This is a genomic window from Nocardioides sp. (assembly GCF_036503465.1).
Lineage (GTDB): Bacteria > Actinomycetota > Actinomycetes > Propionibacteriales > Nocardioidaceae > Nocardioides.
In genome coordinates this window covers 1-16,121 of record NZ_DASXWU010000039.1, presented here as the reverse complement: position 1 = coordinate 16,121, position 16,121 = coordinate 1, and the positions used below count along the sequence as shown (strand labels likewise).

Below are 16,121 nucleotides of genomic sequence, written 5' to 3'. Positions count from 1 at the left end.
TCAAGTGCCCCGAGTAGTGGTCCGTACCCCGCAGCGCGGGTTGTGCAACGTGGTCAGTGGTCGATCTGGCACGGCCCGGCGGCCGCGTTGATGCAGGTCTGGATCGGAACGCCCCCCGCGGGCGTCTCCCCGGCGATCGCGGTGGTGAGGTCGCCGGTGCGCAGGTCGCGCACCGCGCCTTCCCGGAGCGGCAGCACGCAGGTGTAGCAGATGCCCATCCGGCAACCGCTCGGCATCAGCACCCCCGCCTCCTCCGCCTGCTCGAGGATCGGCCGGCCGCCGTCGCACTCGACGGTCCTCCCGGCCCTCTCGAACGTCACCGAGCCGCCCTCGCCGGCCACCACCGTCGACACCTTGAACTGCTCGGTGAACAGCGGCAGCCCGCGCTCCTCGTGGTGCGCCACGATCGCGTCCAGCAACCCGCCGGGGCCGCACGCGAACGTCGTCCGCTCGCCGAGGTCGGGCACCAGCGCGTCGAGGTCGGCGAGGTCGAGGACGCCGTGCTGGTCGTCGTACCTTGCCACCAGGCGGATCGCCCCGGAGGCCTCGAGGCGGCGCAGGTCGGCGGTGAAGATCGAGTCCGGCTCGCTGGGGGCGACGTGCAGCACCACGATGTCGTACGCCGCGGAGCGGGCCGGGCGGAGCACGCCGCTGTCGGTCGACGGGTAGAGGTTGCGCAGCATCCCGATCACCGGGGTGATGCCCGACCCGGCCGTGATGAACAGCAGCTTCGTGGTCTCGCGGGACTCGACGGACGACGGGGTCGGCAGCACGAACTCGCCTGCCGCCTGCTCGAGATGCAGCAGCGTGCCGGGCTTGGTGTGCCGGACCAGGTAGGGGCTGACGTGACCGTCCGGCACGGCCTTGACCGTGATCGAGATGCGGCCGTCGGTGCGGGGGCCGTGGGTGAGCGAGTAGGCCCGCCAGCAGCGGACGCCGTCCACGTCCACCCCGATCCGGACGTACTGCCCCGGGACGTGGCCGCCCCAGTCCGCGCCCGGCCGGATCACCAGCGTCGCGGCGTCGGCGGTCTCGGGGTGCACCGACACGACTCGGCCGCGCAGCTCGGCGCCGGACCGCAGCGGGGCGAACAGGTCGAGGAAGTCGCCGGGCACCAGCGGCGTGGTGGCCGCCTCGGCGATCATCCGGGCACGGGCGCGCCAACGGGTGCTGGGCGCGACTGCCGTGCTCATACCGTCCAGCATGTCGTCCGATCCGGATGCGTTCCTGACCGACACACGTGAATCGGTCGCCACCTTTTTGTTCACTGCGAACAAGTTTGGGAGACTATGTCCCTATGACCGTCCCGGACGCCCGGCCGACCCGGATCACGCTGGACCCGCGCCTCCTCGACCTGCTGCGCCGACGCCTCCCCGAGGTGGCCACCCACACCATCGCCGCGGTCACCGACGAGGTCCCGTCGTACGCCGGCGCGTTCGGCGGGCCGATGGTGGACAACGTCGAGAACGCCGTGCAGATGGCGCTCGCGGGCTTCCTCCGGCTGGCCGCGCGCGGCCGGGTCGTCGACCAGGCCCAGCCTCTCTCGCCGGCTCTCGAGGGTGCCTACGCGCTCGGCCGGGGCGAGGCCCGGAGCGGCCGGAGCGCCGACGCGCTGCTCTCGGCGTACCGCGTCGGCGCGCGGGTCGCCTGGCGTGAGCTCGCGGAGACGGCCGTCACCGCCGGCGTGCCCGCCGACATGCTGGCCGACTTCGCCGAGCTGGTGTTCGCCTACATCGACGAGCTGTCCGCGGCGTCCGTCGCCGGCCACGCCGACGAGCTCGAGACCAGCGGGCGGGTGCGCCAGGGCTACCTGGACCGGCTGGCCTTCGGCATCCTGCGCGGCGACCCGGCCGATGCGCTGGTCGCCGCCGCCGAGCGGGCGGACTGGACCCCGCCGAGGACCCTGACCGTGGTCATCCTGCCGAGCGCGCAGGTGCGACCGGTGCAGGGGCTGCTGGACCTGCGCACCCTGACCTCGGTCGGGGAGCCCGCGAACCTTCCCGACGACCTCGGCGTCCTGCTCGTCCCCGACGTGGGCGGCCGGGCCCGCACCCGGCTGATGCGTACCCTCACCGGGCGCGCGGCCGTCGCCGGGCCGGCGCGGCCGTGGCTGTCGGCCGCCACGTCGTACGCCCGGGCGCTGCGGGCCCTCGATTTGCGCGCGGAGGTCGGCGACGACGCGACGTACGACACCGAGGAGCACCTGGCCGACCTGGTGCTCGCCGCCGACCGCGAGGCGGTCTCCGACCTGCGCGCCCGGGTACTGGCGCCGTTGGCCGACCTCCGCCCGGCCACCCGGCAGAAGCTCGCCGAGACGCTGCGTGCCTGGCTGCTCCACCAGGGCCGGCGCGACGAGGTCGCGGCGGCGCTGTTCGTCCACCCTCAGACGGTGCGCTACCGGATGGGTCAGCTGCGCGAGCTGTACGGCGAGCGGCTCGAGGACCCGACGATGATCCGCGACCTCACGCTCGCGCTCGCGTGACGAGGAGTGCGCTCACAGCGCCGAGTACGCCGTCTCGCCAGCGACCAGGGTGAGCGCGACCGGCATCGACCGGAGGGCACGGGCGGCGTCCGCCGTGTCGTCGTGCTCGACCAGCGGGTCGGCGTCGAGGAGGACGAGGTCGGCCGGCATGCCGGCGTGGACGCTGCCCCGGTGGTCGACGCTCGCGGCCAGCGCCTCGCGAGCCGTCAGCGCCTGCTCCGGGTGCCAGGGCGGGCGGTCATCCGCGCTCCGGTGCACGGCGGCGGCGATCGCGAGCCACGGGTCGAGCGGTGACACCGGCGCGTCCGAGCCGAAGGCGAGGGTGACGCCCGCGTCGAGCATCCACCGGAAGGCGAAGCACCGCTCGGCACGGTCGGGCCAGATCAGCTCGGTGACGTCCCGGTCGTCGAGCAGGTGCGCCGGCTGCATGCTGGCGCGCAGCTCCAAGCGGGCCATCGCCTTGACCGCGTCGCGGGTCACCAGCTGGGCGTGCTCGATCGAGCCGGCGGCGCCGGTCACGTCGTACGCCGTGAGGGCCTCGCCCAGGGCGAGGTCGCCGATGGCGTGGGTCGCCACCTCGAGCCCGTGGTTGTGCGCGCGCTCGAGCAGCCCGGCCAGCTCCGCGCTGGTCTGGTTGGGCGCACCGGCGCCGGACCCGTCGGCGTACTCCTCGCAGCACCACGCGGTGCGCGTGTTCAGCGAGCCGTCGCTGATGATCTTCAGCGGGCCCATCGTGACCAGCTCCGGCGATCCGGGCAGCCGGTCACCGGTCCGCAGCCCGGCCCGGATGGTGGCGTCGAGTCCGTCGGCGTACGTCGCGACCCGCACCCGGATCGGGGAGTCCCGCGGCTCCCAGTCGGCCGGCGTCTGGCCGCGCTCGAGGTCCACGATCCCGGTGATGCCGAGCGCGGCTGCCCGGTCGAGGGTGCGGCGGTAGGCAGTCGGCGAGACGTCGGGCTCGAGCACGGCTTCGATGCGCGTGTAGGCGTCGTACCACTCGTTCTCGGCCACGACTCCCTCCCGCGGCGGGAGGCCCAGCCGCTCCAGGGCACGGGTGTTGAGCCAGGCGTGGTGGGCGTCGCCGGCGATCAGGACGACCGGGACGTCGGGCGCGACGTCGTCGAGCGCGGCGACGGTCGGCGCGCTGCGCCAGGTGCCGAGCCGGTGGCCGTAGCCGACCAGCGGGCCGGGCCGGCCGGCGAGATGGTCACGGACGCGGGCGACCACGTGCTCCGGCGACTCCGACCCGGCCAGGTCGAGCCGCTGACCGACCGCGGTCCACTGGGCCAGGTGGACGTGGTGGTCCCAGAGTCCCGGGATCAGCCAGCGACCGTCGGCGTCGTACTCCTCGATGCCGAGCGGCTTCTCCAGCTCGTGCCCGATGTTCTGCACGACGTCCTGCTCCACCACGACGTCGACGGGTCCCGCCCACCCCGGCCCCCGGCCGAGCTCGACGATCCGGGCGTTGCGGAGCACGAAGTCGGCCACGCGCACACCTTAGGGGTGGCGGCCGGGGGTAGTCCCTGACAAAACGGTCCCAGGTCGTGCGGGTCAGAAGGACCGTTCTGTCAGGGACTATGCACTCCCGGATCTCAGGCAGGGTCCAGCGCCGGGACGGCGTGGCCGAAGCGGAGCAGGTTGGCCGGGTCGTAGGTCGCCTTTGCACGCTGCAGACGTTCGAACGTCGGGGCCGGCCAGGGGCGAGCCCGGTCGGCGTCGTCGCCCGGGATGCCGTGGAAGTTGACCAGGGATCCGCCCGTGGACCACGGGGCCATCCCCGCGACCACCCGCCGGACGGCCGGCAGCACCGCGTCCGCGATCGGCGGCATCAAGGCACCGACCGCGAAGAGCGCGTACGCCGCGTCGCGGCCGCCGACCGCGTCGGCCCGATCGCCCGCCAGGGCTCCGCCCATCAGCCGGAGCTCCACGAGGAGCAGCGGGCACTCGGCGTCCGGGCCGGCCTGGTCGAGGATCGCCTCGATCGTGTCAGGCCCGAGCTCGCGCAGCAGGATGCCGCCCTCCTCGTAGGGGACCGGGTGATCCGGATCCATGTGGATGCGGTCGAGCGCGGTGTAGGGCATCCGACCGACCATGTCGATCAGCGGCGGCGCGACCTCGCGCATGGGCGCGACCAGCCGGTCGCCCTCGGCGTCGTCACCGATGTAGGCGACCCGCAGGTGAACGGTGAACTGGCCGCGCAGCGGCTCCGGAATGTCCGGCAGCGGCGGCAGACGGAGCAGCCCGATCGAGGCCGAGAAGTCCTCAGGGAGGGTCTCCACCCACTCGGCGAAGACCGTGAGCAGGGTGGGGGCCAGGGCACCCGGCCAGAAGATACCGCCGCCGTAGATCGTCTCGATCTCGAGCAGGTCGATCTCCATCGCGGTGACGACGCCGACGTTGCCCTTGCCACCGCGCAGCGCCCAGTCGAGCTCGGACCCGTCGCCGGTCTCCACGTGGTGGAGCCGACCGTCACCGGTGACCACGTCGAAGCTGCGGACGTGGTCGGAGCTGAAGCCGTAGGAACGGCCGAGCACCGGCAGCCCGCCACCCAGTGTGTACCCGACGACGCCGACGTCGGAGGTCGAGCCGCAGAGGCCCGCCAGCCCGTGCTCGGCGGCCGCGTCGAGGACCCGGCGCCACTTCACGCCAGCGCCCACCCGCGCCGTACGCCGTTCGGGGTCGACCGTGAGCTCGTCGAGCCCGCGGGTGTTGATCAGCAGACCCTCGGTGATCGGCACCACGGCGCCGTGACCGGTGGCCTGCACGCCGACCGGGAGTCCGCGTTCGCCGGCCCATCGCACGGCGGCCGAGACGTCCTCGGCCGATCGGGCCACGACGACGACGTCGGGCGTGTGCTGACGCGCCAGGTTGAAGGCCGCGACCTCCTCGGCGTACTGCTCGTCACCCGGTCGAAGTACCGGGCCCTGGACGCTGTCCGCGAGTGTGCTGATGTCCATCGAATCTCCCCCGTTCACGTATGGCGCCCCGAAGGGCGGCTCTGCGGAGGCTAACCCGATCGGCTCCGCGTTGACTTGGTTTCTGGTCGGCCCTCACCGGGCGACTCGATGGTGCCGTCCGCCCGTCGTCGCCGGCATCGGTGAGTGCACCTACAAATCCCCCTACTCGCGGAAGGAGGCCGGAATCCTTCCGCACGGCCACCCTCGTGCTCACAATGAGGTCGTGGATCTGGGTGCCAGCGTCGGGCTGAGCCTGCGTGCCGACGAGGTCGCCGGCGTGCGGTCCGACCTCGAGGCCATGCCGGAGTCGCCCGAGGTGCAGATGGCGCTGGGCATGATGGACTACCTGGAGGCGGACTTCGAGCTCGCGCGTCGACGGCTGGAGGCGGCGTACCTCGGGTTCCAGGCCGACGGTCGTGGACGACGCGCCGCCGTGGCGGCGGCCCACCTCGCGAGGCTCGCCCTGGCCGGCATCGGGAACACGGTGGTGGCGGCGGGCTGGCTGGCCCGTGCCGAACGCGTGCTGGGTGACGACGACTGCGTCGAGCGGGGCTGGCTCGCGCTCTACCGGATCGCCTGCTCGCGACCCGACGCCGAGGGTCTGGAGCGCGACGCGATGCTGGCGCTCGACCTGGCGCGGCGCTTCGGCGACTGCGACCTCGAGTGCCTCGCCCTCGCCGACTCCGGGCTGGCGCTCGTCAGTCGGGGCCGGCTCGGCGAGGGGATGGCGCGCATCGACGAGGCGCTGACCATGGCCGTCAGCGGCGAGTGCGACAACGTCATGGTCACCAGCCTGGCCCAGTGCTCCTTCATCTCCGCCTGCGACCGGACCGGCGACCTTCCGCGGATGGAGGGCTGGCTGCCGGAGGTCGTGGCGGATCCCTCGACACCGTTGGTGATGACCAACCACTGCCGTACCGCTTACGGGTCCCTGCTCTGCCGGGCCGGGCGCTGGTCGGAGGCGGACGAGCAGCTCCGGGCCTCGATGACGATGTCGCGCCATTTCAGTCAGGTCGTGGACGCCACGGCCGAGCTGGCCGACCTGCGTCTCCAGCAGGGACGTCTGGCCGACGCTGCCCGGCTGCTCGACGGCATCGAGTCGGCACCGGAGGCGCTGCCCGTGCTCGCCCGCCTGCACCAGGCGCGGGGGGACCACGACCTGGCGGCGGCCACGGCGCGGTCCGCGATGCAGGAGTACCGCGGCGACGTGCTGCGCGGCGTACGCCTGCACCTGCTCGTCGTGGAGTCGGAGCTCGCGCGCGGGCGGCTCGCGGAGGCGCGTCAGGCGCTGGACGTCATGCGCTCCAACGTGGCAGGACTCGGGACGAACGCCGTCCGGGCCCGGCTCGCCGTGGCCGAGGCCGCGGTGGCAACCGCCGAAGGTCGACCGGAGGAGGCCGCCCGGATCCTGACCACCGCGCTGGGCGAGCTCGGTCGAGGCTGGCCGCTGCTGTCCGCCGAGTGCCGGCTCGCCCTCGCGACGGTCCTCGCCGGCACCGACCGCACCGCGGCGATCACCGAGGCACGCCGCATCCTGGCCGAGACGCGCTCGGGTGAGTCGACCCTGCGCCTCCGGGCGCAGACGCTGCTCCAGGAGCTGGGCGCGCCCTCCGGAGACGGCTCACCCGCCTCACCGTCCTGCCTCAGCGCCCGCGAGCGCGAGGTGCTCGGCCTCCTCGGCGAGGGGCTGTCCAACCCCGAGATCGCGCGACGCCTGGTGATCTCGCCGCGGACGGCCGAGCATCACGTCGCCGCCGTCCTCCGCAAGCTGCACCTGCGCAACCGGCGCGAGGCGATCGTCTACGCCGCCACCCTGGCCCAGCCGGGGTAGTCAGATGTGCCGGCGGGATTGGACGACCCGGAAGCGCGAGGCGACGTAGGCCCCGTCGGTGTACGACGCGTTGGCCGCCGGGTTGGCGCCCGTGCCGTGGAAGTCGGAGTACGCCGCGGACTGGTTCACGAAGACCCCGCCGAGGAGGTTCTCGCTGAGCGCGACACCCGCTTCCAGCGCCGCGTCGCGCATCTCCTCGACCACCGCCTCGGAGGTCGAGTAGACCGACGCCGTCATCGCACCGTGGGCCAGCACGGTCGACCGGAACAGCGCGATCGACTCGTCCGTCCCGGAGGTCGCGATCAGGTAGGCGACCGGGCCGAAGCACTCCGTCTCGTACACGTCCGAGTCGGCCGCGGTCAGGCCGATGAGAGTGGGCGTCCGCACCGTGGCGTCGGCGTACGCCGGGTGGGTCACCGTCCGCGACGCGACGTACACCTCGCCCTTCGCGCCGGCCGACTCCAGTCGTGACAACACTCCGTCGTTCACCACGCCGCCGAGCAGCTCGACCGCGCGGGCGTCCTCGCCGAGCAGCTTGTCGAACGCCGCGCCGATGCCGGCCGCCACCTCGGCGGGCGACTTCGTCCCCTCGTCGGTCTCGACTCCCGCGGCGGGCAGGTAGACGTTCTGCGGGGCCGTGCACATCTGGCCGGTGTAGAGAGCGAACGAGAAGGCGAGGTTCTGGCACATCGCCCGGAACGACGACGTGGAGTCGACGACGACGGTGTTCACACCGGCCTTCTCGGTGAACACGATCGCCTGCCGGGCGTGCTCCTCCAGCCAGTCGCCGAAGGCGTTGCCGCCGGTGTAGTCGATCAGCTTCACCTCGGGTCGCACGGCCAGGGTCGCGGCGAGCTTGTCGGCGGGGTCCTCCGCAGCGAGGGTGACGAGGTCGGGGTCGAACCCGGCTTCGGCAAGCACCTCCTGGGAGACCTGCACCGTGATCGCCAGAGGCAGCACGGCCGACGGATGCGGCTTCACGACCACCGCGTTGCCGGTCACCAACGACGCGAACAGCCCGGGCCAGGAGTTCCAGGTCGGGAAGGTGTTGCAGCCGATCACCAGGGCCACGCCCCGCGGCACGACCGTGAACGTCTTCTCCATCGTCAGCGGCACCTTGCCGGGCTTCTCCCAGACCGCCGTGCGCGGCGTACGGCTCATCTCGACCCAGGCGTAGGCGATGGCCTCCAGCGCCCGGTCGAGGGCGTGCGCGCCACCGGCCTGGAACGCCATCACGAACGCCTGACCACTGGTGTGCTGCACCGCGTTCGCGAGCTCGAAGACCCGCGCGTGCAGCCGGTCAAGGATCTCGATGCCGACCCCGACCCGCCCCTCCGGCCCGGCGTCGCGCCAGGCCTTCATCCCGGCCTGCGCGGCGGTGAGCAGCGCGTCGACGTCGGAGGCGCGCGCGTAGCCCACGCCCAGGTCGAAGCCGTACGGCGAGCGCTCGGTGCTGACCGTGCCGTCGCTGCCGGGCGTCTCGAGCGGGAACGCCTGCCCCCGCCACGCCTCGAAGGCGGCCTTGCCCTCGCCGGCCGCGGACTCGCCGTACACCCGCGGCGACGGCGACTCGTCGTACGCCGAGTAGTACTCACGCGACGAACAGGCCGCGATCGCCGCGTCGAGCTTGTCACGGTGCTTGTCGAGGTACGGGGAGGTCATGCTGCAACCCTGACGGGTGTGACACCCGCACGCAAACGCGCGTGACCGGACCGTGACCGCCGCTGGGTAGGTTGTGCCGCATGAGCATGCGGGGACTCGTGGTCGCGCTGCTCTGCGGCGTACTCGGCCTGGGCATCGGCGTGGGCGTCGCGTACCTCGCCTCGCCCTCCGTGTCGCACAGCGCCACCGCCACGCCGATCACGGCCGTCTCACCGAGCGTGCCGATCGACGAGACGCCGTCGCGATCGCCGTACGCACCGGACATCACGTTCCCCCGCCTCGAGCCGGGGCTCCCGCTCCAGGGCAAGCACGTGATGAGCAACGAGCTCGCGCGATGGAGCTACCACGTGCCGCTCGGCTGGCGGCCGTACTGGGTCTGCTCGACGCCGAGCAGCTGCCCGGCCGGCGCGTACACGGACAAACCGATGGCGCTGAGCGCGGTCAACAAGGCCCAGGAGGTGCGGTTCCGCCCGCCCGACGAACCGAAGACCGGCGGCTACAGCCTGCGGGTGCGGATCCTCGACAACACGTTCGTCGACGTGCACCAGACCGTCGGCACCAAGATCACCGGGTTCCGCGACAGCAGCCAGATCGCCGAGTTCCACATCCTCCACAAGGACACGCACTCGGTGTACTTCGAGTACCGCGACGCCCCGTCCAACCTCCACCGCTTCAACTACTTCCAGTGGTTCGCGGTGCCGGGTCACACCAACGCGACCCTGGAGATGTCCGTGTCGGGTCGCTCGGTGGACGTGCCCGGCCTGAAGGCGCTCTTCAACCGGTTCGCCGACAACCTGCTGGGCACCGTGCCGCCCGCTGCGCCCCCGACGACCCAGGAACCGAGCAGCCCGAGCAGCTCCAGCGCCCCGAGCAGCCCGCCCTCGTCAGCGTCCTCGTCCTAGCCCAGCGATCCGCGGGTCTGGACCGACGCCAGCACCTGCTCTGCGGTCTTCTCGTCGTCGCTGCGTACCTGCACCCAGAGCAGCCTGGTGCCGCTGACCTGGGTCACCCGCTCGATGATCACGCCCGGACAGCCGGTGGAAGTGGCGATCATGGTCGGGTCGCCCTCGGTGCTGCTCCGGAGCCTGCCCGGGTGGCTGCACGAGGGATGGAGCGGCAGCGTCTTCGGCAGCTTCGACTCGGGGAGCAGCCCCACGAAGACCCCCTGGCCCGACGTGCGCCAGGAGCTGCCGTCACCCACCGAGAGCGCGGACTGGGTGTACGGCGAGTCCGGCGGCGTCCAGCCCTTCAGCGAGACGTCGCGCCCCCATGACGACGGCACGGTGACCGAGAGGATCCGGTCCTCGTCGGTGAACGTCTTTGTCGAGTGCGTCCCCCGCCAGACGGCGAATCCACCGACGCCACCGGCCACCAGCAGCACGAGCCCCAGCGCCGCCGCCGCCCAGCGGTGCCGCCGCGTGGGTGGGACCGGCTCGGGCAGCTCCGCGCGGTCGGGGACCAACGACGGCTTGTTGCCGGGCTGGGTGAGCTCGGGGTCGATCGGCAGCCAACGCTCGGGCAGCGTGCCCACGGCGTCGTCGCCGAGCGCGGCGCGGAAGGCCGCGACGTACGCCGGCAGGTCCGGATAGCGGTCCTCCCGGTCCGCCGAGAGCCCGCGTCGTACGACCGCCTCCACCTCCGGGGGGAACCACAGCCCGGAGCCGCCCATCGGCTCGGGCGGCGACGGGTTGGCCGCGGCCGACAGCGTGCTGTGCGAGTACGGCGGCCGACCGGCCAGCATCAGGTAGGTCAGCGCCGCCAGCGAGAACTGGTCGGCCCGCGGGTCGAGGTGCTCGCCCTGCGCCTGCTCCGGCGCCACGAACGACGGGGTGCCGGCGATCATGGTGAGCCGCGACGACACGTCGAGCGCCTTGCCGAGGCCCAGGTCACCGACCATCGCCCGTACCTCCGTGCCGTCGTGCTCCGGATCGACGGTGCGGAACAGCACGTTGGCCGGCTTGATGTCGCGGTGCAGCACGCCCCGCCGGTGCAGCGCATGGAGCCCGTCGCCGATCTGCCGCACCACCTCGCCCGCCTGCGGCAGGGTCAGCCCGCCGGCCTCCAGCCGGTCGGCCAGGGTCCCCTGGTCGGCGTACGACATCACCAGGTAGGGCCGGTCGTCGTCCAGCGAGCCGGCGTCGTACACGGTGACGACGTGGGGTGACTCGACCTTGCGGAGGTAGCGGCCCTCCTCGAGGAAGCGCTGGCGGACGTGGGAGTCCTCGGTCCAGTTCTCGGCGAGCACCTTGATCGCAACCGGAGAGTCGAGCTGCTCGTCATAAGCGAGCCAGACGGTGGCGAAGCCTCCCGATCCGATGCGCCGGCGCACGGCGTAGCGACCGAGACGGGCTGGCATGGACACGCTCGGCATTATGGTGCAGGCACGCAAAGCGCCCCTCAGTGACAGGGGGCGGCACGGGGAGGCGGGAATCGGGCATGACCCGGGACGGCATGAGTACCGAGCTGACGCCGGACGACGTCGACGAGCTCGCCAGACGGGCACAGGACGGCGACCGGGACGCCCTGGAGGGGCTGCTCGCCGCCGTCCGGCCGCGATGTCTCAACGTGTGCCGGCAGGTGCTGCCGTACACGCCGGACGCCGAGGACGCCTGCCAGGAGGCGCTGATCAACATCGCCAACAAGATCGGCTCGTGGGGGCGGCAGGGGCGCTTCACCACGTGGATGCACGTGGTCGCCGTCAACAGCGCCCGCACGACGTACCGCCGGATGAAGAACCAGGCGATCGCCAGCGACGTGCTGCCCCTGGAGAAGCCCGACCCGCGCACCACCAGCGTGATCGCCGGCACCCGGCTCGACCTGCTCGAGGCGATGGAGACGATCGAGCGCGACCACCCGCAGTTCGTGGAGCCGCTGATCCTGCGCGACGTCTACGGGATGTCGTACGACGACATCGCGCAGCAGGTCGGCGTCCCCATCGGCACGATCAAGGCGCAGATCCACCACGGCCGGAGGCTGGCCCGGCCGCTCCTCCGCGGGAACGACTGATGCCGCAACGCGGGCGCGGCCTGGCGGCCGCGCTGGCGCTGCTCGGGATCGTCGCGGCCGGCTGCGGCTCGGGCTCGACCGATGCGCCACCCGCCCCGCACGTCGGCGGCGCCTCCGGCGACACCGGCACTACGGCGTACGACGCCGGGATCAGCGAGCCGCGGGAGGACTCCGTCTATCCCGACGTCGGCGACCCGGGGGTCGACGCGCTGCACTACGACCTCGACCTGAGCTGGGACCCGAAGACGGAGCGGCTGACGGCGACCGAGAGCGTGCTGCTCCGGGCCGCGAGGACCGCCGACCACCTCCAGCTCGACCTCGCCCGCCAGCTCGTCGTCGGCCATGTCTGGCTGGACGGGAAGGTCGTGCCCTTCCAGCACCCCAGCAAGGACCTGGTCGTCGCGGCGTCCGTCACGAAGGGCAGCCGCCACCTGCTCCAGCTCACCTACTCCGGGACGCCCGAGCCGGTCACGGCGCCGACCGACCGCAGCGACTTCGACACCACAGGCTGGACGATCGCGGACGACGGAACGGTCTGGACGATGCAGGAGCCGTACGGCGCCTACAGCTGGTACGCCGTCAACGACCACCCGTCGGACAAGGCGTTCTACGACATCACCATCCACGCGCCGGCGGGGCAGGTCGGTGTCTCGAACGGCGAGCTCCGGTCGCGCAGGACGGTCGCCGGCCGGACGGTCACCCGATGGCGCCTGCCCGAGCCGGCCGCGTCGTACCTGGTCACGATCGCGATCGGGCACTTCACGGAGACCGAGGACACGGGGCCGCACGGCCTGCCGATGAGCTACTGGACGCCGACCGGGCGGCCCGGGATCCTGCGGCGCGTCCGGTACGCGCCGCAGGCGGTCGCCTACCTCGAGTCGCTGGTCGGGCGGTACCCGTTCCCCTCACTCGGCATCCTGGTCGTGCCGGCGAACAGCGCGATGGAGACGCAGTCGATGGTCACGCTCGGCGACAACCGGTACACGCTGTCGCGCGACGTGATCGTGCACGAGATCGCACACCAGTGGTACGGCGACACGGTCACGCCCTCCGACTGGAGCGACCTCTGGATGAGCGAGGGGATGGCGACGTACCTCGCCGAGGGGAACTGGACCGCCGACCACGGACCGGGCACGCTCGCCGGCGTGCTGAGGCAGTTCCAGGGACTCGCGAAGGGCTCGCGCGAGGTCTACGGACCGCCCGCGCACTACCGGCCCGGGTCGTTCGGCGAGGGCAACGCCTACTACCCGGCGGCGTTGATGTGGGACACCGTCCGGCAGCGGCTCGGCGACCAGGAGTTCTGGTCGCTGGCCCGCCGGTGGCTGACCTCGCACCGGTTCACCAGCCAGGACCGCGACACGTTGGCTGCCTGGTGGAGCAAGCAGTCGGGGCAGGACCTGAGGCCGCTCTTCCACGCCTGGCTGCTGGGTCGCCAGGAGCCCGCCTGGTCCTCCGGCTCGCGGGACTGACCTCGTCACAGGAGCACCAGGGCCCCGTCGCGAGGGCACTCCTGCCCTTGTCGGGTATTGCAACCCCCGAGAAAGCGACGGGATCCCCGGCTCGCCGGGGAACCCTGCAGACGCCTCAGTACAGCAGGGCCGACGCAGGATCCTCGAGGATGCCCGCGACGTCGGCCAGGAACCGTGAGCCCTTCTCACCGTCGACGTGGCGGTGGTCGAAGCTCAGGGCCAGGGTGGTGACCTGACGCGGCACGATCTGGTCGTCGACGACCCACGGCTGCTTCCGGATCGCGCCGAAGGCGAGGATCGCGGACTCACCGGGATTGATGATCGGCGTACCACTGTCGACGCCGAAGACACCGACGTTGGTGATCGTGAAGGTGCCCCCACTCATCTCCGCGGGCTGGGTCTTGCCGGCCCGCGCCGTCTCGACCAGCTGGTTGAGGGCCTGGGCCAGCTCGAGCAGCGACAGCCGCTCGGCGTCCTTGACGTTCGGCACCACCAGGCCGCGGGGGGTGGCGGCGGCGATGCCGAGGTTGACGTAGCTCTTGTAGACGACCTCCTGGGTGGCGTCGTCCCACCACGAGTTGATCTCCGGTGTACGTCGCATCGCGAGCATCACGGCGCGCGACAGCACGAGCAACGGCGAGACCCGGACGTCGCGGAACTCGCGCCGGGTCCTCAGCCGATCGACGAACTCCAGCGTGCGGGTCGCGTCGACGGTGACCCACTCGGTCACGTGCGGCGCCGAGAACGCGGACTGGACCATCGCCTGGCCCATCATCTTGCGCACGCCCTTGATCGGCTCGCGCCACTCGCGCTCCCCGGTCGGCACGTCGTACGACCTGGCCGTGGAGACCGGTTCGGATGAACGTGCGTCGTCCCCGGCCGCCTCGACGTCCTCGCGCGTCACCGTGCCGTTCGGGCCGGAGCCCGCGATCGTCGTCAGGTCGACGCCGAGGTCCTTGGCGAGCTTGCGGACCGGGGGCTTCGCGAGCACCCGGACGTTGCCGCCCGTCGACTCGGCACCGGGCGCGGCCGAGGTCCCCGGGACCACCGGGCCGTCGGAGTCGTCCTCCTCGTCGAGCTCGATCGGCGCGGTGTCGGAGGTCGGCTCGAACGCCGCCTGGGTCTGCACCGCGGCCGCGCTCTTGCGTGCCCGGCGCATCGCGGCTCGGTCCGCCTTCATCCGCCCCACCAGCGACTCGCCCTCGGCGGAGCCGCTCGCGGCCGGGTTGGACAGGTCGATCTCCACCGTCCCGATCTGCGGCTCCGCGGCCGGGTCGGCGGCCTCGGGGACCGGCGCCTCGGGCGCCGACGCGTCGCCGATCGCGATGATCGGCGTACCGACCGGCACCGTCTCGCCCTCGGGCACCAGCAGCTTCTGCACGGAGCCGGCGAACGGCGACGGCAGCTCGACGAGCGACTTCGCGGTCTCGATCTCCACCAGGATCTGGTTGATGGCGACGGTGTCGCCCTCCTTGACCTTCCAGGTCACGATCTCGGCCTCGGTGAGGCCCTCGCCCACGTCGGGCAGCTTGAACTCGGCCATGGCTCAGGCGGTTCCTTCCAGGTCAGAAGTCGAGCGTGCGATCGACGGCGTCGAGGACCCGGTCGAGGTCGGGAAGGTAGTCCTCCTCGATGCGCGACGGCGGGTACGGCGTGTCGAAGCCGCCGACGCGGAGCACCGGCGCCTCGAGCGAGTAGAAGCACTCCTCGGTGATGCGCGCGGCGAGCTCGGCGCCCAGGCCGAGGTTGGTGTGCGCCTCGTGGGTGACCACGGCCCGGCCGGTCTTGCGGACCGACTCGACGACCGGGGCCATGTCGAGCGGCGACAGGGTGCGCAGGTCGATGACCTCGAGCGAGGTGCCGTCGTTGGAGGCGGCCTCCGCGGCCTTCAGCGCGGTCTTCACGGTGGGGCCGTAGGCGAGCACGGTCGCGTCGGTGCCGCGCTTGACCACGCGCGAGGTGAACAGCGGCTCGGGCGTCGCAGACTCGTCGAGCTCGGCCTTGTCGGCGTGGTACTGCCGCTTCGGCTCGAGGAAGATCACCGGGTCGGGCGCCGCGATCGCCTGCTGGATCATCCAGTAGCCGTCGACCGGATTGGAGCACGCGACCACCTTGAGACCGGGCGTGTGCGCGAACTGCGCCTCCGGCGACTCGCTGTGGTGCTCGACCGCGCCGATGCCGCCGCCGAACGGGATGCGGATGACGATCGGCAGGGGGGTGCGGCCCTGGGAGCGGAAGCACATCTTCGCGACCTGGCAGACGATCTGGTCGTACGCCGGGTAGACGAACCCGTCGAACTGGATCTCGACGACCGGCTTGTACCCGCGCAGTGCCATCCCGATCGCCGTGCCGACGATCCCCGACTCGGCCAGCGGGCTGTCGATCACACGGTCCTCGCCGAAGTCCTTCTGCAGGCCGTCGGTGATGCTGAAGACGCCACCGAGCTTGCCGACGTCCTCGCCCATCAGGAGAACCTTCGGGTCGTCCTCCATCGCCTTGCGCAGCCCTTCGTTGAGGGCCTTGGCCATTGTGATGGGGCCGGTCGGCCGTCCGGACGGGCTCATGCGTGCGCCTCCTCGAGCGAGGAGACGAACTCGACGAACTCGTCGCGTTGCTCGATCGTCTCGTCCGGCAGGTCGACGTAGAGGTCGTCGAAGGGCGACTGCGGAGTCGGGTTGGGCAGTGCCCGGCACCCCGAGCGGATGTGCTCGGCG

12 protein-coding genes are annotated in these 16,121 nt (G+C 72.2%); 5 read left to right on the top strand and 7 right to left on the bottom strand.

The genetic code is table 11. From position 1 onward, the window contains the following. Window positions 1-53 precede the first annotated feature (53 nt). Window positions 54-1,193: a ferredoxin reductase gene (locus VGK78_RS06710; protein ID WP_331526764.1), complete on the bottom strand. Its 1,140-nt coding sequence runs from the start codon at window positions 1,191-1,193 to the stop codon at window positions 54-56. A 104-nt stretch (window positions 1,194-1,297) separates the two neighbouring features. On the opposite strand from VGK78_RS06710, the gene VGK78_RS06705 reads away from it, so the two are divergent. Continuing rightward, window positions 1,298-2,482 carry a helix-turn-helix domain-containing protein gene (locus VGK78_RS06705; RefSeq protein ID WP_331526763.1) on the top strand — a complete coding sequence of 395 codons (1,185 nt, stop codon included), beginning with the start codon at window positions 1,298-1,300 and terminating at the stop codon, window positions 2,480-2,482. Window positions 2,483-2,494: 12 nt separating this feature from the next. On the opposite strand, the gene VGK78_RS06700 is transcribed toward VGK78_RS06705, so the two are convergent. Both VGK78_RS06700 and VGK78_RS06695 read right to left on the bottom strand, forming a co-directional pair. Further along, entirely contained in the window at window positions 2,495-3,970 is a 1,476-nt protein-coding gene (locus tag VGK78_RS06700; RefSeq protein WP_331526762.1) for an amidohydrolase, read from the bottom strand. Between the two features lie 104 nt (window positions 3,971-4,074). Further along, entirely contained in the window at window positions 4,075-5,439 is a 1,365-nt protein-coding gene (locus VGK78_RS06695) for an FAD-binding oxidoreductase (protein ID WP_331526761.1), read from the bottom strand. A gap of 223 nt (window positions 5,440-5,662) precedes the next feature. Here VGK78_RS06695 and VGK78_RS06690 point away from each other — a divergent pair, with 223 nt between their 5' ends. Beyond that, window positions 5,663-7,270 (top strand): LuxR C-terminal-related transcriptional regulator, encoded by a 1,608-nt coding sequence (locus tag VGK78_RS06690; RefSeq protein WP_331526760.1) that lies wholly within the window; start codon window positions 5,663-5,665, stop codon window positions 7,268-7,270. Here VGK78_RS06690 and paaN read toward each other — a convergent pair whose 3' ends face one another. Next, on the bottom strand, window positions 7,271-8,932 hold the full coding sequence (paaN, locus tag VGK78_RS06685) for a phenylacetic acid degradation protein PaaN (protein ID WP_331526759.1): 1,662 nt from the start codon (window positions 8,930-8,932) through the stop codon (window positions 7,271-7,273). Window positions 8,933-9,012: 80 nt separating this feature from the next. Between paaN and VGK78_RS06680 the strand changes: the two genes are divergently transcribed. Next, window positions 9,013-9,834 carry a hypothetical protein gene (locus VGK78_RS06680; protein ID WP_331526758.1) on the top strand — a complete coding sequence of 274 codons (822 nt, stop codon included), beginning with the start codon at window positions 9,013-9,015 and terminating at the stop codon, window positions 9,832-9,834. On the opposite strand, the gene VGK78_RS06675 is transcribed toward VGK78_RS06680, so the two are convergent. Then, window positions 9,831-11,288, bottom strand: coding sequence for a serine/threonine-protein kinase (locus tag VGK78_RS06675; protein WP_331526870.1), 1,458 nt, complete (start codon window positions 11,286-11,288; stop codon window positions 9,831-9,833). The genes VGK78_RS06680 and VGK78_RS06675 overlap by 4 nt on opposite strands. Window positions 11,289-11,383: 95 nt before the next feature. On the opposite strand from VGK78_RS06675, the gene VGK78_RS06670 reads away from it, so the two are divergent. Next, window positions 11,384-11,938 (top strand): RNA polymerase sigma factor, encoded by a 555-nt coding sequence (locus VGK78_RS06670; protein WP_331526757.1) that lies wholly within the window; start codon window positions 11,384-11,386, stop codon window positions 11,936-11,938. Beyond that, window positions 11,938-13,407, top strand: coding sequence for a M1 family metallopeptidase (locus tag VGK78_RS06665; RefSeq protein WP_331526756.1), 1,470 nt, complete (start codon window positions 11,938-11,940; stop codon window positions 13,405-13,407). The genes VGK78_RS06670 and VGK78_RS06665 overlap by 1 nt, the downstream gene beginning before the upstream one ends. Before the next feature lie 115 nt (window positions 13,408-13,522). Here the strand turns inward: VGK78_RS06665 and VGK78_RS06660 are convergent, their stop codons facing one another. Both VGK78_RS06660 and VGK78_RS06655 read right to left on the bottom strand, forming a co-directional pair. Continuing rightward, the gene (locus VGK78_RS06660; RefSeq protein ID WP_331526755.1) at window positions 13,523-14,950 is read right to left on the bottom strand and encodes a dihydrolipoamide acetyltransferase family protein; all 1,428 of its coding nucleotides are present in this window, start codon (window positions 14,948-14,950) and stop codon (window positions 13,523-13,525) included. A gap of 22 nt (window positions 14,951-14,972) precedes the next feature. Then, window positions 14,973-15,971, bottom strand: coding sequence for an alpha-ketoacid dehydrogenase subunit beta (locus tag VGK78_RS06655; protein WP_331526753.1), 999 nt, complete (start codon window positions 15,969-15,971; stop codon window positions 14,973-14,975). Between the last annotated feature and the right edge of the window lie 150 nt (window positions 15,972-16,121).